The 22,251-nt window shown below is 34.0% G+C and carries 20 protein-coding genes; 9 read left to right on the top strand and 11 right to left on the bottom strand.

Going from position 1 to position 22,251, the window contains the following annotated elements; all coding sequences use genetic code 11:
- Positions 1–34: 34 nt before the first annotated feature.
- The 9 genes from ACSVH2_RS12495 to ACSVH2_RS12455 all read right to left on the bottom strand — a co-directional run bounded on the left by ACSVH2_RS12495 (position 35) and on the right by ACSVH2_RS12455 (position 7,294).
- On the bottom strand, positions 35–760 hold the full coding sequence (locus ACSVH2_RS12495; RefSeq protein WP_438093513.1) for a cytochrome c3 family protein: 726 nt from the start codon (positions 758–760) through the stop codon (positions 35–37).
- The gene (locus ACSVH2_RS12490) at positions 760–1,329 is read right to left on the bottom strand and encodes a hypothetical protein (RefSeq protein WP_438093512.1); all 570 of its coding nucleotides are present in this window, start codon (positions 1,327–1,329) and stop codon (positions 760–762) included. The genes ACSVH2_RS12495 and ACSVH2_RS12490 overlap by 1 nt, the downstream gene beginning before the upstream one ends.
- A gap of 262 nt (positions 1,330–1,591) precedes the next feature.
- Positions 1,592–2,086, bottom strand: a complete 495-nt coding sequence (locus ACSVH2_RS12485; RefSeq protein WP_438093511.1) for a hypothetical protein — start codon at positions 2,084–2,086, stop codon at positions 1,592–1,594.
- Between the two features lie 76 nt (positions 2,087–2,162).
- Complete coding sequence (locus ACSVH2_RS12480) at positions 2,163–3,545, bottom strand: sensor histidine kinase (protein WP_438093510.1); 1,383 nt, start codon at positions 3,543–3,545, stop codon at positions 2,163–2,165.
- 5 nt (positions 3,546–3,550) lie between these two features.
- Positions 3,551–4,216, bottom strand: coding sequence for a response regulator transcription factor (locus ACSVH2_RS12475; protein ID WP_438093509.1), 666 nt, complete (start codon positions 4,214–4,216; stop codon positions 3,551–3,553).
- A gap of 17 nt (positions 4,217–4,233) precedes the next feature.
- On the bottom strand, positions 4,234–5,658 hold the full coding sequence (locus ACSVH2_RS12470) for a DUF3570 domain-containing protein (RefSeq protein WP_438093508.1): 1,425 nt from the start codon (positions 5,656–5,658) through the stop codon (positions 4,234–4,236).
- A gap of 9 nt (positions 5,659–5,667) precedes the next feature.
- Positions 5,668–5,877: a DUF4266 domain-containing protein gene (locus tag ACSVH2_RS12465; RefSeq protein ID WP_438093507.1), complete on the bottom strand. Its 210-nt coding sequence runs from the start codon at positions 5,875–5,877 to the stop codon at positions 5,668–5,670.
- Positions 5,870–6,856 carry an FAD:protein FMN transferase gene (locus tag ACSVH2_RS12460; protein WP_438093506.1) on the bottom strand — a complete coding sequence of 329 codons (987 nt, stop codon included), beginning with the start codon at positions 6,854–6,856 and terminating at the stop codon, positions 5,870–5,872. The genes ACSVH2_RS12465 and ACSVH2_RS12460 overlap by 8 nt, the downstream gene beginning before the upstream one ends.
- A gap of 3 nt (positions 6,857–6,859) precedes the next feature.
- Positions 6,860–7,294 carry a thioredoxin family protein gene (locus tag ACSVH2_RS12455; RefSeq protein ID WP_438093505.1) on the bottom strand — a complete coding sequence of 145 codons (435 nt, stop codon included), beginning with the start codon at positions 7,292–7,294 and terminating at the stop codon, positions 6,860–6,862.
- A 205-nt stretch (positions 7,295–7,499) separates the two neighbouring features.
- On the opposite strand from ACSVH2_RS12455, the gene ACSVH2_RS12450 reads away from it, so the two are divergent.
- From ACSVH2_RS12450 to ACSVH2_RS12420, 7 genes are all read left to right on the top strand, one after another.
- Positions 7,500–9,593 carry an LTA synthase family protein gene (locus ACSVH2_RS12450; protein ID WP_438093504.1) on the top strand — a complete coding sequence of 698 codons (2,094 nt, stop codon included), beginning with the start codon at positions 7,500–7,502 and terminating at the stop codon, positions 9,591–9,593.
- A 620-nt stretch (positions 9,594–10,213) separates the two neighbouring features.
- Positions 10,214–10,597, top strand: a complete 384-nt coding sequence (locus tag ACSVH2_RS12445) for an HU family DNA-binding protein (RefSeq protein WP_438093503.1) — start codon at positions 10,214–10,216, stop codon at positions 10,595–10,597.
- Positions 10,598–11,336: 739 nt separating this feature from the next.
- Positions 11,337–14,573 carry a type ISP restriction/modification enzyme gene (locus ACSVH2_RS12440; RefSeq protein WP_438093502.1) on the top strand — a complete coding sequence of 1,079 codons (3,237 nt, stop codon included), beginning with the start codon at positions 11,337–11,339 and terminating at the stop codon, positions 14,571–14,573.
- A gap of 77 nt (positions 14,574–14,650) precedes the next feature.
- Positions 14,651–15,706 (top strand): ligand-binding sensor domain-containing protein, encoded by a 1,056-nt coding sequence (locus ACSVH2_RS12435; protein ID WP_438093501.1) that lies wholly within the window; start codon positions 14,651–14,653, stop codon positions 15,704–15,706.
- Positions 15,707–15,943: 237 nt separating this feature from the next.
- On the top strand, positions 15,944–17,008 hold the full coding sequence (locus tag ACSVH2_RS12430; RefSeq protein WP_438093500.1) for a serine hydrolase domain-containing protein: 1,065 nt from the start codon (positions 15,944–15,946) through the stop codon (positions 17,006–17,008).
- A gap of 177 nt (positions 17,009–17,185) precedes the next feature.
- Positions 17,186–17,686, top strand: a complete 501-nt coding sequence (locus tag ACSVH2_RS12425) for a YybH family protein (RefSeq protein WP_438093499.1) — start codon at positions 17,186–17,188, stop codon at positions 17,684–17,686.
- Positions 17,687–18,009: 323 nt separating this feature from the next.
- Positions 18,010–18,438 (top strand): hypothetical protein, encoded by a 429-nt coding sequence (locus ACSVH2_RS12420; protein WP_438093498.1) that lies wholly within the window; start codon positions 18,010–18,012, stop codon positions 18,436–18,438.
- Between the two features lie 76 nt (positions 18,439–18,514).
- On the opposite strand, the gene ACSVH2_RS12415 is transcribed toward ACSVH2_RS12420, so the two are convergent.
- Positions 18,515–19,060 carry a hypothetical protein gene (locus tag ACSVH2_RS12415; protein WP_438093497.1) on the bottom strand — a complete coding sequence of 182 codons (546 nt, stop codon included), beginning with the start codon at positions 19,058–19,060 and terminating at the stop codon, positions 18,515–18,517.
- A gap of 270 nt (positions 19,061–19,330) precedes the next feature.
- On the opposite strand from ACSVH2_RS12415, the gene ACSVH2_RS12410 reads away from it, so the two are divergent.
- On the top strand, positions 19,331–19,942 hold the full coding sequence (locus ACSVH2_RS12410) for a class I SAM-dependent methyltransferase (protein ID WP_438093496.1): 612 nt from the start codon (positions 19,331–19,333) through the stop codon (positions 19,940–19,942).
- 161 nt (positions 19,943–20,103) lie between these two features.
- Here ACSVH2_RS12410 and ACSVH2_RS12405 read toward each other — a convergent pair whose 3' ends face one another.
- Positions 20,104–20,523: a lipocalin family protein gene (locus ACSVH2_RS12405; RefSeq protein ID WP_438093495.1), complete on the bottom strand. Its 420-nt coding sequence runs from the start codon at positions 20,521–20,523 to the stop codon at positions 20,104–20,106.
- Between the two features lie 259 nt (positions 20,524–20,782).
- Here ACSVH2_RS12405 and ACSVH2_RS12400 point away from each other — a divergent pair, with 259 nt between their 5' ends.
- A complete protein-coding gene (locus ACSVH2_RS12400; protein ID WP_438093494.1) occupies positions 20,783–22,171 on the top strand; it encodes an SLC13 family permease in 1,389 nt (462 codons plus the stop codon).
- Positions 22,172–22,251 lie beyond the last annotated feature (80 nt).

Raw genomic sequence — 22,251 nt, 5'->3', positions numbered from 1 at the left:
GCTGTTAGGTTTATGACTACGCAATAAATATTACTCAATCTTCATCGTGTTCTTTACTATTTTGAAATTCTTTATTGAAATATTTTTTTACATCACTTTTATTGATTTTACTATCGTTTTCATTGGCACTTTTATGACATTTAATACAATCAGTAAAATTGGTTATTCCTTTTTCTTCATGTTCCTCTCTTATCTTGTTAATAGAATGTTCGTGACAACCAAAGCATGTATAGGTTTTATAATCATTATTTTTATGACAAGTGATACAACTAACATTGTGGTTTTTATCTAACACAAAATATTTGTCGTGATTGAATGTTGAGTTTTTCCAATTGTCCAAACTATGACATGAAAGACAATTGGTGGATGAAATGCTGTGCAGATTATCATTTGGTGATTGATGACACGACACACAATTGTTTCTTGATTTTGCATCAATAAGATCATGATTGAATCTAGTAAAAACCAATTTTGCATGCATGCCTTTATGATCAGAATGGCAAGAAGTACAGCTTTGACTTCTAATGGTTTCATGAAACTTTAGAATTGAATTGTTTTTAATTATTTCTGAAATTTTATGACAGGAAATACATTTTTCATTTGGCGTTCCTGAACCCATTGTATGGCATGCAAAACAATCGTTTTTAATATCTGAATGTGCTTCATACAAGTTTCCGGGCGAAATCATTATGTGTGGATAAGCTACAACTACTCCAATGATTATGATTGATAACAACAAAAAAATATAGGTTCGTTTCATCAGTAAAAAAGTATTGCAGAAATGATATGTATAATTGATAATAAAGCTAAGAAGTAAGTAATTGGCACATGCACTTTTCTCCAATTTTTCATGCTGTCCATGATTATAGCATCTAAATGTAAATCACTCTTTATTTCCTCTTCTGTTTCTCCTAATGATTTCATTTCTTTTTTTTGTTCTCTGATAGTTTGATTTGCCTTTGCTAATACATGTTTTCCAGTTAATCCACTAATTACAGTTATTAGTAACATCAAAACAGCTAGCCAAGGTAAAACAGCATGAATGTGTATTCCTGCATGAACTAGTATCATTATAGAACCCGATAATGCTAGATATTCATGATAATCCAAAAGAATTTTAGGACTACTAATCTTTATAATATTTCTTTTATCTAAAGAGTACAATAAGGAAGTTAGAATGGTTGCAGTTCCTAAATAACCCAAATAGCGTCCAACAAAAACAATATCATAGTAATGAAGAATAACATCAATAAGTATTGCTCCAAGTATCATTGAAGAAAACCAAATTATAAAAGGAATTATATCCTTTAAAATTATTCCCTTTTTCATATATGTAAAATTTGATTTGTTAGCGGTCATATATGGTATCGCTTTTTATTTATCGGTGTTTGCTTGCGCAAACTTGTTGTTAATGGCGATTTCATATTTATAAATTTATTACTATCTAATAGTCCATTTGTTTATTGTTGCTTATTTGAGTTAACAGTATTTAATCGCGATTTCATAATAGAAATATACAGGTATTAAAAAACCCAAAATTGTTCTACAGAAGCGTCACAACTTTGGGTTAAATCATTTTTCATATGTTGATTTACTCTTCTTCTTCCAGTTCTTCTGTAGGTACGCTATTCATTGTATCTGTTGCATTTGCTCTTATTTCTGTATGACGAATTTCACCTCCAGTAGTTCCAGCTTTTTGCGCTAGAAAAATACCAATGGCTGCAATGACAAGCAATACATAAGAAATCAATTTTGCTTTGGTATGATTTTTAATATTGGTATATAATCCAAGTAATGAAATTACGCCAAGTACATATAAAACAATAGCTAGTTTCTCGGCGATTTCTTCGTGTTCGTGAATTATTTTCTTCCCGATGTTTGGCATATCTTCTACCATTTCTTCAGCACCTTCACCTGTTCCCATACTGAAAGCTGCGAAGATAGCTGCAACAACAAACAAAAGATAGGAAACATTTTTTACTGTATTGTTCTTTAAAACAATTCCAGCTAATAAAACCCCAAAACCTAAAATAGTTCCAATGATGGGAAAGTGGTTGACTACTAAATGCAGGTGTGCGTCGTTCATTTTTATATTTTTTAGTTAAATAATTATTTATTTCAAAGTTAACCCTGATATATTGAAAACAACATGATAATTGTCATTATTTTTTAAAGCCCAGGATTACTTTGGTTCCTTTGCCTTCTTCACTTTCAATTTGTAAATCAATTTGAAGCAAATGACACAATCTTTTAACTATAGATAGTCCCAAACCAGTTCCTTTTATTTCGGGATGCAAATTTGATTGCGAGCGATAAAATTGATCAAATATTTTTTGTAAATCTTCTTTTGCTATTCCAATTCCAGCATCGGTAATGGCGCAAACTAATGTATCGTGTGTCTCGGCTATTTCAAAATTTATAGTTCCATTTGCTTTTGAATATTTAATGGCATTGGTCAAAATATTATTGACTACAATGGATAACAAATAAGAATCCGTCTGAATATAAAAATCACTAGTAAAATGAACCAAACAGTTAATTTTTTTCTCACTAATAATGGTTGAATTTCTAGATATAACATCTAAAAATAGCGCATTAAGTGAAACATTTTCAACTTTTATCGTTTGCTTTTGGTGCTCAAATCGTGCTAACAAAAGTAATTCATCAACCAAGTGATTTAATCGATTTACCTCACTGATACAAAAGTCTATTTTTTCTTTATATTCCTCAGGATTACGAGGTTTACGTACCAACACTTCTAATGTACCTTTAATAACGGCTAACGGTGTTCTAAGTTCGTGGGAAGCATCGGAAGTAAATTGTTTTTCTCGCTCAATGGCATTTTCTACCCTATCCAATAAATTATTAATGGTTTTGGATAAGGTAAACAATTCATCTCTGTTTTGTGGCAAAGGAATTCTGGACGTTAAATTGTCTTTTGTAATAATATTGGAAGTTTCTATTATGGAACTTATGGGTTTTATACTTCTTCCAGCAATAAATCTTGCAAAGAGAAAAAGCACTATAAGTATTAATGGATAAGCCACAACAATTACAGTAAAAAGGTTATTCAAAACCAACGCTGTATCTTCTAATGAAACGGCAACAATTAAAAAACCTATAATTTTTGTTCCCTGATATAATGGCACTTGTATTTGTCGTACTGAAATATTATCCATTTTTCCATCAAACAAGGTGTTGTTTGCAATATCTGGATAGTAGCTTAACTTTTTCTGTTTAAGGTTGGGTGATTTTTCTACCAATGCGCCTAATTCATCTACAAATTGAATAAATGCCGGACTGACATCCACTTTATTAAATTGTAGTGACTTCCATTGTTCTTCACGAACAAGTAGCACGCAGTTTTCTTTGACTTCAATTTCTTTTAAATGCTTAGCGACTTCAGTTTGAATATCGTTATTTACTTTTACATACACACTGTAACGTACAATTGCATAGATAACAAAAAACACTACAAAAATTAATAATGCAGTGGATATTAAATAATTGGAAGCAATTCTGTTTTTAAAGGAAAGTCTTTGCATTGTTTTTAATCATTGGCTATATACCCAACACCACGAATGGTTTTGATATAATCTTCATCTACTTTTAGATTTAATTTTTTTCGAAGGGCATTCATAAACACATCAATGACACCGGTATCATAATCAAAATGAATATTCCATACATCCTGAATAATTTGAGTTCTAGAACACACTATTCCTTTGTTTTTTACTAAATAATGTAACAAATCAAACTCTTTTTGTGTCAGAGTAACTTCTTTTTTATCAACGGTTACCTGGTGTTTTTGGAGGTTGATTTCTATAGGACCAAGTGTTAAAAGTTCCTCTGAATCTTTGCTTCTGAGTTGTACTTTTATGCGTTCTACTAATTCATCAAAACTAAACGGTTTTTTGATGTAATCGTTGGCACCGCTTTTTAATCCATCTACTGTTTCTTGAACGGTGTCTTTGGCGGTTAGAAAGATAATAGGCACTTTGCTGTTTTCTTGTCTGATGGTTTTACATAGTTCCAAACCTGTCATCTTGGGCAACATCCAATCCAATAATAACAAATCAAACTTGTCATTTTGAAAAAGTTTCAATCCTTCATTTCCATCGTTTGCAGCCGAGATGCGATAGCCTTCTTCTTCCAATCCTTGTTTTAAGAATTGAACAATTCCTTCCTCATCTTCCACTATTAGTATGTGCTTCATTGGACTTTTTGTTTCTTTTATTGAAAAATAAATTTGAACGCCATGGATGCAATGTCTGCTTTTAATGTATCGCTTCGTGAGTAATGATTGTATCTGAAATCAATGTTTTTCAAGCCAAATTTCCAAATGTGTCCTTTGGTAAAGATATCAACATAAGAAGCACCAAGACCATATTGATTGCTATTGAATTTAGACAAATCATAATCAGAGGTATAATATTTTTCGGTAGAAAGATGGGTTTCAAAGGGAGCAAAATATTTAGAAGCCGTTTGGGTGTAATAACGATACATCGGGTAAACCGTAAATTTATCACTCAATTTAATAGGTACTTCTATATTGGCCGTATGAGCAGTAATTCCCCAATCATCCGTATAGTATCGGTAATAGGTTCTTATTTTAAACGTTTCGTTTAGATAATAATTGAAACGTATTCCAATAGGAAGTTTAAATCTAGTGCCAGGCAAACGCTCTACATCATCGGCTAACCTATATACACCTACGTTTTCAGGTGTTTCATATACTGGTATGTATTGTGTTTGTCCTATGTAATAGTTTTGTTTGTCGGCAAAATAAATTCTATGGTAAGGCGTTGACAACAATCCTTCTTGTTTTAACACGTCAAAAAACAACGAAGCTTGTAGTTTTTTCGTTAAAATTTGTGAGAAAGAGAATGAAACCGAATAGGAATTTCGGTTAACAGATTGCCAAGTTTCAAATTGTGAAGGTAAATAAGCTGTGGTGCTGTTGGCATTTTCATCATACACGGTAACACCAGCAAAATAACCATTATTCAGGAAGTTGTTACCGTATTTTGAATATTCATGTAGTTCTGTTGGATAAATAGGACGCCATTGGTCTAAATAGGCATTGGCTTTCAAACTTAACTCTGTGTTTTTTTCATTAAACAATTTGGCTATGCCACCACCAAAACCTATGGAAGTATAATCATACTCATTGGAGAAAGAGATATCAGCATTCCAAATAAAATTTCTATCGTCGGAACTGTGACTATAGTTAGCATTAACGCTCATTAATACATCTTGAGCCGATGCACCAGAAGACGCTAACCATGGTGTACCATAAGGTTCAGACACTTTTTTATCGTCGTCGTCACCACCACCAGATGCTCCAGTGCCATTAAAAGGATTTATGTTACTTGACGATGCCGAAGTATAGGCAGACAAACCCACATCAACTGTTAAAACATCATCTTCGTTTAGAGGCATGCTCACAACGATATTGGATGCTAAATCGGTTAAATCTTCCGAACCCATACCACCAGAAACAGCAGAATGTATTCCATCTTGTTTATAATAACTGATTAAAAAGTCAACTTCTGTTGCATCTAAAACTCTTTTCTTAAACGTAGCGGTAGTGTCTTTCTCTTGCGCAGTAGCACAAAATCCAATCATTAGGGCGAATAGTAAAACAAACTTTTTCATTTTCTTCTTTTAATTACAACCACAACCGCCACCTGTTTTCCCACCATTGGCTCCAGCAGCTGCTTCACGATATACTTGAAATGTAATATCGTATCTTTCAGTGTTCTTAGCCGATAATTTCATTTCGGGATCGTTGATATATTCTTTTTCGTATTCTTTTACCGCTGTGCAAGAAGACAGTAAAACCAATACTACGAGTAATCCAAATACTTTATTCATGTTGATACTTTTTTAAATCTATATTTTTTGAAGTCGATACTTTTCCGTCTTCATCTACCATAATGCAACCTATTCCTGGTAACTGATTGACAAAATCCATCCCAGTGTCTTTTCCCATGACAAAAACTCCTGTAGCCAATGCATCGGCAAGTTCTGTAGTTTTAGCAAATATACTAACACTTATTAAACCTGTGGCAGGATAACCTGTTCTTGTATCAATAATGTGGGAATATCTTTTTCCGTTGAAAGTTACATATTTTTCATAACTGCCCGAAGTTTCTACGGCTGTGTCCTCTAGAGGGAACGTGGCAAATATTTTATTTTTGTTCATGGGGTTTTTAATGCCCACTTTCCATTGTTCGCCGTTGGGTTGTTTTCCCCAAGTGCTGATGTCGCCTGAAACATTGACTAAACCCGCAACACATCCTTTTGATTTTAACAACACTTTTATTTTATCGGCAATATAGCCTTGGCCTATGCCTCCCATTCCCAGTTTCATGCCTTCGTCTTTCAACATGACGGTTTGCTTTTCTTTATCAACGATGATTTTTTGATAGCCTACTTTTTCAACTGATTTTTTAATAGCTTCTGGTGAAGGCATTGCTGTCATGCTGCCGTCAAATTTCCAAATTTTATCCATAGAAGCATAACTGATATCAAAAGCACCATCCGTGAGTTTTGAGATTTTGATAGCTCGTTCAATCAACTCAATGAGTTCCAACGGTACTTTGACCGCTTGTTTTCCTGAGTTTTTATTGATTTCTGAAAGTGGTGTTGTAGGTATCCAATCGGAGATTAAATTTTCTATGCGTTTTACTTCTGCTATGGCATCATCTTCAAACTGAATGGCTTGTATGGTGTCTTTAGCTACTACAGTTATTTCAAACGGACTGCCCAGCAAACTCACTTTTCGTTTGTGAATAAGTTGGGCATTGGCTTGGAAACCAAATAAAACTAGTATTAGCAAAAGTTTATTCATGTTCTATTTAATAATGGCTTGTAATTCAGCGATGTATTTGTCTGCTGTTTGGTTTTCGTATCCTTTTTTGGCTAGTACTTTCCCTGTTTTGTCTAATACTACGACTAACGGAAAATAACCTTCTTTATTGTATTTATCTGCCAAGGCCAGATTGCCTTTTTTGATATCTTCGGGTAGTGCGTTGCCTTTCTTTTTTGGGAAATCGGCACGCAACAATACTAGCTTTTCATCGGAATAGGTTTTAAACTCGGGGGATTGCCATACGTTTTTATCCAATTTGATACATGGTCCACACCAATCTGAACCCGAGAACACTAACAATATGTTCTTGTTTTGTTCGGTAGCGGCTGTTTTGGCTTCTTCAAAATTAGTTTTCCATGTTTGTGAATAGCTCAAACAACTAACAAACAACGTTAAAGTAATAAGTATCTTTTTCATAGTTTCAATTTTAATGGATAAAAGTCAAATTAAAATAACTTGACTTACATTTAATGGTAAAAATATATCATTTTTTAAATTCAAAAACTGATATTGCTCATATTTAATCAAATTTTAATGATACTTTAAGCTAACATTAATTGTAGGGTAATTTAATGTTAAATTGTTGTAGTAAGTTTGTAAAACAAATACAGTATAGCACAAAATGAACTATTTCAAAAAGACTTCCCCTTTCATAAATCTCTTAGTATTATTCCTTATTGTTAATGTTATTCTCAGGATTGTACTCCTCTTCCATCCTATTACTCAATCGAGTTTTGCAATTACTGAAATCATTAAAATCTTTTCTTTTGGGTTACTATCAGATGTGTTGGTTTTTATGGTGGGCAGTGCTTTTTTGTGGTTGTATTTATTGTTTCTTTCGGATAGTAAGTATGATAAACCAACGGGTTATATAATTTTTGGTAGTATGCTGGCTTTGTTGCTCTATGTTACCTTTGGCAACACTATTTTAAATGAATATGGTGGTTCAGCGCCAGAAGTTGCGATTATTTTTATTTCACTAAAAACCATGCTTTTTGGTTTGATGTTGTTCTTGCCTACTTATCGCAAGACTATTCGATTGGTGTTGTATTATATTACCATCTTTATTTTTGTATTGGTTATTGTGCAGAACGCCATTAGTGAATTCTTTTTTTGGAATGAGTTTGGTGTGCGTTACAACTTTATTGCGGTGGATTATTTGGTGTATACCAATACCGTTATTGGCAACATCATGGAGTCGTATCCTGTTATTCCGTTGTTTACTGGTGTGGGACTGATTACAGGGTTGTTTACCTATTTTATTGTATTGCATACCAAACCTTTTTTGAATAATCTTCCTTCTTTTAATGATAAACTAAAAGTATTGGGAACGTATGTTGTATTGTTTGTCTTGGCGCTATTGACCATTCCATTGATGGCTAAGCAGGAGAAATCAGATAATATTTTTACTAATGAATTGCAGGCGAATGGTATTTATAAATTTTATGTGGCTTTCATGAACAGCGAGCTGGAGTTTGACAAATTTTATAAAACCATGCCCAATGACGAAGCTTTTGCTGTGTTACAAAAACTACACCCAGGAATTAGTGCTCAAAGCGCGTTGCAAACTATCAATTCTGATTCAACAGAAGTGCGCAAAAATGTGGTTTTGATTACTATCGAAAGTTTGAGTGAAGAGTTTATGACTGCCTATGGCAATGAAAAAAAGATTACGCCTTTTCTTGACTCATTAGCTGAACAAAGTTTGCAGTTTACTAATTTGTATGCTGTGGGTAACAGAACCGTGAGAGGTCTTGAAGCGGTTACGCTTTGTTTACCGCCAAGTGCTGCCGAAAGTGTGGTGAAACGCACCGATAATAAAAACAAATTCTCGACAGGACATGTATTTAAGCAAAAAGGATACACGGTTAACTATATGTATGGTGGCGATGCGTTTTTTGATAACATGCAAGACTTTTTTGGTGGTAATGGTTATGCTATTGTTGATAAAAAATCATTTTTGCCTATTGAAATAACCTTTGCGAATATTTGGGGTGTTTGTGATGAAGATATGTATAACAAAGCCATAAAAGTGATGAATACCGAATCTTCTAGCGGAAAGCCATTCTTCAATCATATTATGACGGTGAGTAATCATCGTCCGTTTACGTATCCTGAGGGGAAGATTGATATTTCGGGAAAATCTAAATCGAGGGATGGTGGTGTGAAATATACGGATTATGCTTTGAAACAGTTCTTTAAGATGGCTGCCCAACAACCATGGTTTAAAAACACGGTTTTTGTTATACTGGCGGATCATTGTGCGTCGAGTTCGGGGAAAACGGAGTTGCCTTTGGATAAGTATCGTATACCGGCATTTATCTATTCACCGGGATTTATTGCTCCAAAGCATCATAACACCTTGATGTCGCAGATTGATTTGATGCCAACTCTTTTTGGGCTGTTGCATTTTGATTATCAGAGTAAGTTTTATGGACAGGATGTGTTTAGTAGTCAATACCAACCACGCGCTTTTGTAGCTACTTATCAAGACTTGGGGTTGATAAAAGATAATGTGCTTACTATTATTTCGCCGGTAAAACAGGTGAAACAGTTTGCGTTATCGGTGGAGACTAAACCGAATGTTAAACCTGAGTTTCAATCGGATTATGAGGAACAACCGATGCCTACACTCCGAGAGGATTTGGTTAAAGAGACTATTGCCTATTATCAAACATCGGCGTATTTGTTAAAGCATAAGAAATTAAATCAGTAGTTTTTTTTATTTCTTTGCAACAAACACCTCGCTCCAATGCAGCTATTTTAGTCCCATCGGGACGTACTGTTTGTAGAAAATGGTATTAGCCAAAGCAAGTTCCGGAGGAGCGACCTGTCAAAATACATTAGTAACATTGGGTTAAAATTTAAGTTTTTTTAAAATTACTCGTCAAGTAGTAATTAAATTGTGTTTTAAAAATTAATATTAGCTTGTACTAGTTTTGAAGATTTCTCGCAAAGAAACTAAGCCACAAAGAAAATATACTTCATATTGCGTCTTCGCGGCTTTGCGAGCTGAATGGTTATACTAAATAGCAGTAAATTAAATTTTTATCAGACAAAATTGAATAATTATCGTCAATCCTGATGTTTACGATGCTAGTTTTATTAACACTCGCAGTAAAGAAGTTGATTTGGCTATTTTAGTATCTTTTTAAAGAATCATAGCTTAATCATTACAAAATATGACTTCCTTACAACTTTTTTTTCAATTTGAGCAAGCAAAAATACAGCAAGTAATGTTGATAAAAAACTTTTTGAATTCTCTTTCTATTCACCATCTTTGTAATGACGATAAGGCATCGTATTGATGTACACGTTACAAATACTGTTATACAAATGAGTGTAAAGTACAAAGTTCTTCCGCGGAAGAATCCTCAGGACATCATGGCTCCTGAAAAGTTTTATGCTGCCGCTATAGGCGATGGCGAAATTGATTTGGATAGGCTAGCTGAAAAGATTGCTTATCAATGTACCTTAACCGAAGTGGATTGCCACGCCGTATTGTTGTCGTTAGTACACAATGTGAGTGAGGAATTAAACGACGGTCGTATTGTACGATTAGGGAAACTGGGAACATTCCAAATTGGAATTAGCTCAGAAGGAATGGTTACTGAAGAGGAAGTTAATCCTTCAGTAATCACCAAAAGTCGCATTCTTTTCCGACCAGGAAAAAAATTGCAAAAAGTACTGAGTGAGTTATCATTCAGAAAAGCCAGCTAGTAGCCCGCTTTAGAAAGAGCATCTTTTAGATGTTAGAAAGCCTCGAGTGTTCCCGCACTCGGGGTTTTTTTATGCTTTTTTTACGAAAATTTTCGTCAATTCGTCCCGACGAATTGTTTGACTCGTCCTGACGAGTTGCCCAAGTCGTCCTGACGAATTGATTCACTCGTCCCGACGAATTGAAAAAAGCTCTTTGATGGGTAAAAATGTACTTAAAAAGGGGATTTTGGCTCCTGTTAGTGTAACTAAAAGCCACTTTTTGATGCTTTTTTTGGGTTCAAAAACACCATTTTTGGGGTGCTTTTATGGGTTTATTCCATAAAAAAAGCTCAAAAAAAGCAGCTAGTAACCCGTCTTTTTGAGCAAATTTTAGTGTTCGAAAGCCTCGAATAGTTCCCGCTATTCGTATCGAAAGCGTAAAAGTATAAAATATATTATATTTTTAAATTATTTTGGTTGCTAATTTTATAAAAATAATTCGAAACCCCTACTCCTATTGACTATAGCAAATGATTGGACATGTTTAGCATAAACAGGTTTTTACAAGTTTTGGACTTAAAAAAAACTAACCCTGACAGGGTTTTAAACCCTGTTTGGGTTGGAAATCGTACAAGAACCACACAACACTTTTGAGTTTATAAGAGCGACTAGTAATAGGGACAATGCGGGAAATGTTGATAACTATTGTAGGAAATATAAAAGATATTAATTAGGTTTGAAGTGACAACAGCGATACTCTATGACCATTCAACAATACCTCTCCAAAATCAATACGCTTTATAGAACAGGCAACGCACGGGAACATTCTTATCGTGGCGATTTGCAAAACCTGATCATGGCTATTTTGCCCGATGTATTGGTGACCAATGAACCAGCTCGAGTGGATTGTGGCGCACCTGATTATGTATTAACTCGTAAAGACGTGCCTATTGGGTACATTGAAGCTAAAGATATTGGCATTGACCTAGCTAGTAAAACGTTGAAAGAACAATTTGACCGCTACAAAGCGGGTTTAACCAATTTAATTTTTACCGACTATTTAGATTTTCACTTTTACAAGGATGGTGAATTTGTGACCAAAATTGCTATTGCTACTATTGAAAACGGTGAAATAGTTCCGTTGCCAAACAATTTTGAACAGTTTACTAACCTGATTGTAAACTTTGCGCAAACCATATCACAAACCATCAAATCGCCTACCAAATTGGCGCAAATGATGGCTGGTAAAGCCAAACTGATGGCAGACGTGATTGAAAAATCATTGAATAATGATGATGACAACCAAGTGCGCTCTAGTATCAAAGCGCAAATGTTGTCGTTTCAACAAATGTTGATACACGATATTGATAACAAGGCGTTTGCTGATATTTACGCCCAAACTATTGCCTATGGGATGTTTGCAGCACGGTATCACGACCCAACGTTACCCACTTTTTCACGAGAAGAAGCGGCATCGTTAATTCCTAAAAGTAATCCGTTTTTACGCAAGTTGTTTCAAGATATTGCTGGGTATGATTTAGACAATCGCTTGGTTTGGATTGTGGATGAATTGGTTTCTATTTTCTTGGCGAGTGATGTTGCCTTGATTATGAAAAACTTTGGTAAAAGCACCAAGCAAGAAGACCCAGTAGTACACTTTTACGAGACGTTTCTTGGCGAATACAACCCAGCGTTGCGAAAAGCACGTGGCGTTTGGTACACACCACAACCAGTCGTTAATTTTATTGTTCGAGCCGTTGATGATATATTGAAAACAGAATTTAACCTAAAAGATGGATTAGCGGATACCAGCAAAATAAAAATTAAGAAAAAAGCGGTTACCCAAACCGGTATGGGTGCCAACTCTAAGATTAAAGAAGTTGAAACCGAAGTAGAAGTACACAAAGTACAAATTCTTGACCCAGCTACAGGAACAGGAACGTTTTTAGCCGAAGTAGTAAAGCATATTCACAAGAAGTTTGAAGGACAACAAGGCATTTGGAGTAACTATGTAACCAACAATTTAATTCCTCGTTTAAACGGCTTTGAATTATTAATGGCGAGTTACGCTATGGCGCATTTAAAAATGGACATGCTATTGACTGAAACGGGTTATAAACCCACCGATGACCAACGTTTTAGAATTTTCTTGACCAATAGTTTGGAAGAAGCACATCCCGACACGCAAACACTTTTTAGTTCGTGGTTGAGTGATGAAGCCGACCAAGCTAACTCCATAAAACGCGATGCGCCAGTTATGGTAGTTATGGGAAATCCTCCTTATAGTGGTGAAAGTGCCAACAAAGGCGAATGGATTATGAACCTAATGGAAGATTATAAAAAAGAACCAGGAGGAAAAGAAAAATTAAAAGAGCGAAACCCAAAATGGATAAATGATGACTATGTAAAATTCATGCGTTTTGGGCAACATTTTATTGATAAAAATGGTAGTGGAATTTTAGCTTTTATCAATCCTCATGGCTTTTTAGACAATCCTACATTTAGAGGTATGCGTTGGAATTTATTGAAAACCTATGACAAAATTTATACCATAGATTTACACGGAAATAGCAAGAAAAAAGAAACCGCACCTGATGGTTCTGTAGACCAAAATGTATTTGATATTATGCAAGGTGTCTCAATAAATTTATTTGTAAAAACAGGAAAAAAGAAAGTTGATGATTTGGCAGAGGTTTTTCATTTTGATTTATTTGGTAAACGAGAACTGAAATATGATTTTCTTTCAAATAATTCACTTAAAACTATTGGATATAAAAAACTACCTAATGTTGCACCTAATTATTTTTTTCAAGATAAAGATTTTAATGTTCAAGGAGTTTATGATGATGGAATATGCATAGAGAAATTATTTCAAACTAGTTCTGTAGGAGTAGTAACTGCAAGAGAGGATATAACAATTACTTTTGACAAGAGTTATTTAGAAAATATAATTCATGATTTTAAAAATCTTGAAGGCGAAACAATAAGAATAAAATATAATATTTCTGAAGATACAAGAGATTGGAAAGTTTCATATGCAATTGATGATTTAAAAAAGAATGAAGGTATTTTTGTTAGTATAGCTTGTAGACCTTTTGATTTAAGAACTACTTTTTATACAGGTACCACAAAAGGTTTTTACTCTTATCCAAGAAAAGAGGTTATGAGAAACTTTATCAATAAGGAAAATATTGGATTAGTTGTTTCAAAACAAGCTTCTCAAGGATTTAAACATGTTTTTTTAACAAATACTATTTGTAATCTAAATTTAACTGGTACTGCAGGTAAGTTTGGTGCAGGTTATACTTTTCCTCTCTACCTCTACCCCGAAACCACCACGTCATCGCAACAAACCCTCGCTGGGTTTGAAACCCAACGAGGGTTAGACGGTAGAGTTCCTAATTTAAACATGGAAATTGTTAGTGAAATTTCAGAAAAGTTAGGGATACCGTTTGTGGTGGAGAAAAGCCCCTCCTTTGGAGGGGTTGGGGAGGCTTTCGCTCCTATTGATATTCTCGATTATATTTATGCTGTGTTACACAGTCCAAGTTATAGAGAGAAATACAAGGAGTTTTTAAAGATAGATTTTCCACGTGTTCCGTTTCCAGAATCCCTCGAAGGGTTTGAAACCCTTCGAGGGTTGGGTTCGCAATTACGACAAATTCATTTACTAGAAAGTGAAGTGGTTGAAAAACTAATTACACAATATCCTGAAGATGGGGATAATGTGGTTACCAAACCACGATTAGACCTGACAGGTTTTGAAAACCTGTCGGGTCTAGGAAACGTATATATTAATGAAAAGCAATACTTTGCCAACGTTCCACTAGTAGCGTGGGAGTTTTACATAGGCGGTTATCAACCCGCTCAAAAATGGCTCAAAGACCGTAAAGAAAGAGAACTAAGCTATGAAGATATATTGCATTATCAAAAAATCATAGTGGCGTTGAGTGAAACGGCTCGATTGATGAAGGAGATAGATAAAGTTGAACGATAAAAAACCAAACCCGCTTTAGTACCAGAACATTATAGCCAATGTTAACATGACGACAACGAAAAAATAAACAGACAGAAATGAAATTAACATCATTCTTATTTTTTAGTATTCTATCCATTTTGACTTCGTGCAATGGGCAGACCTCTCATTCGAAAAACCATTCTGTTCTTTTAGAAGAAAGAAATGTAAAGGGCGACACCGTAAAAGAACTTGGAAGCAACATTATGGTGATTTATCAAGACAAGAAAAATACCTATTGGTTTGGTAGTTGGGAAACAGGAGTGTATAGATATGATGGAAAGACACTGATTAATTTTACAACAAAACACGGTTTGTATACCAATAGAGTTGATGATATAAAGGAAGATCAATCGGGCAACATCTATTTCACAGGTATGAACCCAAATGCTACAATAACAAAGTTTGACGGAAAATCATTTACCAATATCATAGCAACCCCAAGTAAAGAATGGAAACTTGAAGCCGATGATTTGTGGCTAATAAATGTATTTCAAGCCAAACAAAAAGTTTACCGATTTGATGGAAATATCCTTTATGAATTGACACTTCCAAAGCCACCTAAACTTAACAATCCATTTGAAGTTTATAGCATTTACAGAGACGTGAAAGGAAACATTTGGTTTGGCACAAACCCAGTTGGAGTTTGCCGATACGATGGAAAATCATTTGAATGGATTACAGAAGAAGATGTGACAGAATTTCGCAATGAAGGGGCAAACGGAGTGCGTTCCATTACAGAAGACAAAAATGGCGACTTTTGGTTCAATACCGAAAACCGATATAGTGTATACGACAGCAAAACATTAAAAAGCAATACCTTTTATACAAGACACGAAAGCATAGGCAGTTTAGATGGGAAAAACACCAGTGGTTTAAATGAGTATCTATCAACAGTAAAAGACAACGAAAATAATTTGTGGTTTGTAACCTATCGAGATGGCGTTTGGAAATATGATGGAACAAAAATTACACACTATACAGTTCAAGCAAACGCTAAAGACATTACGCTATTCAGTATTTACAAAGACAACAATGGCGACCTTTGGCTTGGAACACACGAAAACGGTGTGTATAAATTTAACGGAAAGACATTTGAAAAGTTTAAACCGTGATGAACGAATAAAGAATAGCCGTTTAGCTTTGCTCCGTTCGGCTTCGCTCGAGTGCGAATTTTGTGACACCTTCACGTTTGCATTTCGCAAGAATTTTTATCTTTAACAGACCCGAGGCCACAGGCCGAACTGATGAAATAAAATAAGTAGTTACTAAGTTCGCAACCTCGCCAAGCACCAAAACGTTGGCAGTAATTGTATCAATTATAAACATAAAATCTACCAAACAAAAAAAGTATGAAAAAATTTTTGCTTTTACTTGCCCTTTTAACGGTTTGTAATATTACTTATTCACAAGAAGATAAAGTCGATATTACAATAAAAGAACTTATTAAAAAACATAAAATTGTCGGTTTACAATTAGCGGTTATTAAAGATAATGCTATCGTAAAAACAAGTCATTACGGATTCGCCAACATTCAAGATTCAATTGCAGTAGATAGCGAAACCGTTTTTAGTATTAATTCAATTACCAAAGCATTCACAGGAGTTGCGATTATGCAATTAGTAGAAAATGGCAAATTAAATCTCGCTGAGCCTATTTCAAATTATTTGGATAAATTACCCAAAACTTGGCAGCAGATTACAGTAGAGCAGCTAGCAAGCCATAAATCAGGACTTCCAGATGCTATGGATTCACAAGGCAATCTGCTATCTGATGATGGTACAATTTTGCTGGAAAAAATCAAAAAGTTACCTCTTTCCTTTGAACCTGCAAAACGTGTGAGTGAAGGCTTGGCCAATTACATGCTACTTGGAATGCTTATAGAAAAAGTTAGTGGACAGTCATTTGAAAAATATATTGCGGAAAACCAATTCAAAAAAGCGGGTATGAAAAACGCTATAAAGGCAGGAATTGGGGACTTTTATAATATTATTAATCACTCAGCAAGACCATATACTTATTTTAGAAATAATGTTATAACTAATGTTTATCAACCAATGCCTTCAAATTTATTGCCTGCAGGTGGTATATATGCAACAGCAAACGAAATGGCACTATGGGTAATTGCATTACAAACTAATCAATTAATTAATGCGGAAAATCTTAAAACTCTTTTAAAACCTATTGAATTAGAAAACGGAAAACCATATGAAGAGAATGGTTTGCTCGACAGAAGTTCAATAGGTTTTTCATTAAGTTCAAGAGTTGAAAATCCAATTATTGCTTCAATTGGTGGTGCTAGAAATGCATTATTTATTTATCCTAAGAAAAATGTTGCAATAGTAATATTGACAAATTTAATGGGTTCTCATCCTCAAGATTTTATAGAAGAAATTGCTAAATTATACATCAACTAAAAATAACAACTACTGCCAACACACGCTACAAGCAATTTGGGTATTAGGCTTAATTTGAAAATGGTTTTGTATTTGGAAGATTTGACAAATATGAATAATGGGCTTAATTTAGTCCCAAACTGCTTGTAGTGCGGGAACGTTAGGCAGTAATGTTGAACAACCTAAACATTGAATAAAATGAGACCATCTTTAAACCTTATTTCTTTACTACTACTCATTGGATTTATTCTTACTTCTTGTAACAATAAAAAGGCGGAAAATCATGAAGTCACCGAATTTGACATAAATGCTGCAAAAACTGAAATTCAAGAAAAGACTAAACAATTCACGAAAGCTCATATACTAAAAGATACAGTTTACCTAAATAATAGTTTTACAGATGATGCAAAAGTTTTTCCACCCAATTCAGAAGTTGTAATTGGAAAAAAAGCGATTTCCAAATTAAATTATGATTGGGTTAATTATGGGATTTATGAATTTAAAGAAGAAAGCACATCATTATATGGAAGTAAAGATTATATAATTGATGAAGGAACTTATTATTTACGATATGGTAAAGAAAACACTATTGATAAAGGGAAGTACATAAATGTTTGGAAAAATAGTAATGGAGAATGGAAAATTTATAGTAACATCTGGAATACAAACTTACCAATAGAAACACTCAAATTAAAATAGAAACACTTGCCAATAGCATTGGAGTTTTTGAAAAAAAATAACCCTGACAGGGTTGGAAATCGTAAAAGAACCACACAACACTTTTGAGTTTATAAGTGCGAATAGTAATAAGGACAATGCGTGAAATGTTGATAACTATTGTAGGAAATATAAAAGATATTAATTAGGTTTGAAGTGATAACAAAGATAAATATTTGCGAGTTAGTCAGTGTTTTCAAAGACAATTGTACAAATATTTATAAAACAAAAAAATAACAGTCGGATAAACCAATACAGCGACTTTAAACAAACTGAAAGTTGGACTATAATTTAACAAATAATTTATGAACAAAAAAGTATTAATTTTTACAGGTTTAATTTCTATTTCTTTAGTAATGAGTAGTTGCGGTGTTATGTTTGGAGGAAGTAAATACAACGGAACTATCAAGGTCAAAGATCATCCTAATGCAGAAATAAGTGTTAATGGACAAAAATTAGGAAATGGTCAAGTAACCAGTTTATTTCCTAGAAACAAACCTTTAGTAGTAGAAGTTAAACAAGAAGGATGTCCCACAAAAACTCAAACATTTGAAACTGCATTCCGAACAGGTAATTTTATTTTAAGTGTATTTTCCTGGGGATTAATAGGTATAGGAGTTGATTTGGGAACAGGAGCATCATTCAAACCCGCTCATAGATCAAATTCTGCAATTAAAAAATTGACTGATAAAAATTTTGAATTTGAAGTTGATTATTCAGATTGTAAAAAATAAAAACTATTTCAACCCTCGAAGGATAATAAACCCTTCGAGGGTTGGGTTGTAGTAAAACAAATAAAATCCCACTCCTCTATCGTAGTTTATCCAATTTATCTTGTGAGTTGTAAATGTCTTCTTGAATTCGGGAGATTTTCAATTTTTGTTTAGATATCTTAACATTCCATTTCTCCACATTCACAGCGGTTAGTTTTCCTCTTGATTTCAATTTTTCAAATTTCGCTTCCATTTTGTTTAAATCTTTGGTAGCACGTGCCATCTTCTTTTGGTTCTTAGCCACTGATTTTTCGGCTGAGGCCAATTTCTTTTGTTTGTTATCAAACTTTTTTTGCGCTTTGTCTAATTTGTTTTGATCTTTTTCAACTTGGCGTTGCTCTTTCTTAAGTTTGTTTTCCGCTTTTTTTCTGTCCTTTTCAAGACCTTCTTGAACGACTAAAGCACTTTTGTCTTGTTTTAATTGTTTTTCTAAACCAGCTTTATCGGCTGCTTTTTGGTTTTTTATATCTAGCGTGCTCACTTTTATAGAGTCGGCAACGTTAGTTTCATAAGGTAGTTCTTGAGCCACCAAGTTTTGTATAGTAGTCAATAAAATGGCAGTAAGTAACAGTTTGTATTTCATAATATTTTTATTTTAATAATTTGAGTAATGTAAATGCAAAACTGACCCTAAAAGCTTGAAAACGTTTTACAGAATTAGTACAAAATGTTACAAGTTTATGTGCTGCTGGGTTGTTTTGGTTTCACGATTGTATAGTTCATTGACAAACTCAAATAGTTATTGCATGACTAAAAAATGCTATATTTGGATGTAACTAGAATGGGGAATTTGAAACATTGAATTTTCAGATAAATACTGGTTTACCTTTATATAATATAACGCATCAATGCCATGAAAGAGTTTTGGGATGAAAGATACAGCAAGGAAGAATTTGCTTATGGCAAAGAACCCAACCAGTATCTCAAAGAACAATTAGAAAAATTACAAGTTGGTCAAATCTTATTTCCAGCGGAAGGCGAAGGACGAAATGCTGTTTATGCTGCAAAACTAGGATGGACAGTCTCGGCGTTTGACATCAGTACCGAAGGAAGAAACAAAGCCATGCAATTGGCTGATGAGTACCAGGTTTCGATTGACTATCAGGTAGGAGATTTAAGTAATGTAAACTTTGACAATGAGCAGTTTGATGCCATCGCACTAATTTATGCTCATTTTCCAACGGCTGTAAAATCTTCGTACCATAAAACCTTTGACTGCTACTTGCGTAAAGGTGGATTGGTTATTTTGGAAGCATTCAGTAAAAACCACATCGAGTACAATACTAAAAATGAAAAAGTAGGTGGACCAAAAGATATTGCTATGTTGTTCTCCAAAGAAGAAATCATTGCTGACTTTAAAGGGTATGAAGTAATAGAATTAATTGAAAAAGAAGCTGAACTGAATGAAGGACAATTTCACATCGGACTTGGCTCGGTAATTCGTTTTGTGGGTAGAAAAAAGTAAACTACATAACTTTCTTATTGGGTGTAATTTTTAAAACTATTGTGTCAAATAATAAATTGGTTCTTGATTATCCTAAAAAAAAATACGGAAACAACTATTAAAAGTCATTCCCGTATTTATGTAATGCTAAAAGTTTTGAATTTTAGGCAGTGAAATTGAAATTAGTGTTTAACATATACTTCAATAATACCACTTGAATTTTTTAACTTCAATTCAGTAAGAGAGAGATTTACAATATCTTGAACTATAGTAACCCCATTCACTACTCTTGTTAAGTTATTATGCGATCTAGAATAAATACCTTCGTCTGTTGTAAGCACACAAGCGCTAACAGCTGAGTCATAATTTCCTATTGTTACAGTGTTGTCACCGTTCAAATCCATATAATCTTTTTCGCAACCACTTTGGTTTTGTGGTGCATCAATAAGCATTTCTGTTGTTCCAACAGTGGTACCTACTTGACTGATATCCCATTTACCTGCTAAAGGAGCTAAAGTTTCACCTCCATTGTCATCACTACAAGAAGTTGCAAACAACCCCATTCCCAATACTAATGCTAGTAAAATGCTTCTCTTTTTCATAATTTAATTCTTTAAATTGTTAGAGACAAAATTAAGTGCAGTATCCCGAACTAGTGTTACAGAATTAAACACTTGAGTTGTATAATTAACTTTTGTCCTAAAGGCAATGCTAAGAAGAGATTGAATTCTAGTTATAAAAAGTTAACAGATAAATTTTGAAGTACATAGCAGCATTTGATATCACTTAAATTTATACCTTTACTATACAATTACAGCAAAACTTTAAAGATGAATTAGTGTTATTAAAAAACCATTAATTATGGAAAAAACAAAATCCCTTCTAAACTGGGAACGTTTTAAACATGTTTATATGTTCCTTATTTCATTTGTAGTGGCCTTAAGCATTACATGGTTGTTAAAGGAACCCAATTTTAATGACTCGCAAGTTTATGTAATCTTCTTATTGTTTTTTGCTATTGGGTTATGGGCAACCGAAGCCATACCAGCATTTGCAGTTAGTCTTTTTATTATCTCGTATCTTGTGTTTACACTTGGTAATAAAAATTTTAATTCGGCACCTGAAAAAATAGACCATTATGTTCATACTTTTTCAGATGGAATCATTTGGCTTTTATTGGGTGGTTTCTTTTTGGCAAAAGCGATGTCTAAAACAAAATTAGACGAAGCACTATTCAAGTTTACACTAAATGTAGCTGGAACCAATCCTAGACGATTATTGATAGGAATTATGGGTACTACAATGATTGCCTCTATGCTTTTATCAAATACCGCTACAACTACTATGGTATTGGCGGCGCTGATGCCTTTATTGAATACACTTGAAAAGAATTCGGGAGTTGCTAAAGCATTGTTATTGGGCATTCCATTGGCTGCTACTTGTGGTGGTATGGCAACTATTGTAGGTACACCTGCCAATGCTATTGCTGTTGGAGCATTATCTAATGCTGGAATTACTATAGACTTTTTAGGTTGGATGGTATATGGATTGCCCATTGCTATTATTGTTACTATTGTATGTTGTTATGCTTTAATTAAAGTATATATCAAAGACACTACACCTATAGATATTGCTTTTTTGGATAAATTAGAAATCGATGTTTCAAAGGAGGCAACATTGCAACGGAACATTGTTATTGGAGTAATATTGCTTACCATTGGATTGTGGCTTACTACTTCGTTCCATGGAATAAAAGCCCCAGCGGTTTGTGCTGTTCCGCTTGTTATACTTACAGTAACTGGAGTTCTTAACGGAAAAGATGTTCAAACTATGGGATGGGATACACTATTGTTAGTTGCCGGAGGTTTATCACTAGGATTAGCACTTGATCATACAGGTATTTTAAGACATTATGCCGATATTCTAATAACCTTAGATTTAAATAGCATTTTATTGCTTTGTATTTTTGGTTTTTTAGCCATGGTATTGGCCAATGTTATGACTAACTCTACTGCTACTACTTTAATGGTGCCAATATGCATGGCTATACTACCTTCATTAAAAATAGAAACGGGATTAATTGTGGCACTTTCCTCCTCTTCCGCTTTGATGTTATTGGCATCAAGTCCTTCAAACTCTATAGTTTTTAATACAGGTTTTCTAGAACAAAAAGACTTTAGGTTAATAGGTATTATCTTTGGGCTACTTGGACCTTTGCTCACTATATTGTGGGTGCTTTTTATGACTTAAACTGTATCCTAGAGTATTTTTTATTGTAGTTTGGATTTTGTTCTATTATTTTACATTGCGCTAAACCAAAAAAACATTTT

Origin of the sequence: Flavobacterium sp. RSB2_4_14 (assembly GCF_051547085.1) — a bacterium.
In the GTDB taxonomy this organism is placed as follows: Bacteria; Bacteroidota; Bacteroidia; order Flavobacteriales; family Flavobacteriaceae; genus Flavobacterium.
The sequence above is the reverse complement of the archived record's forward strand: the minus strand, read 5'-3'. Positions and strand labels throughout refer to the sequence as shown.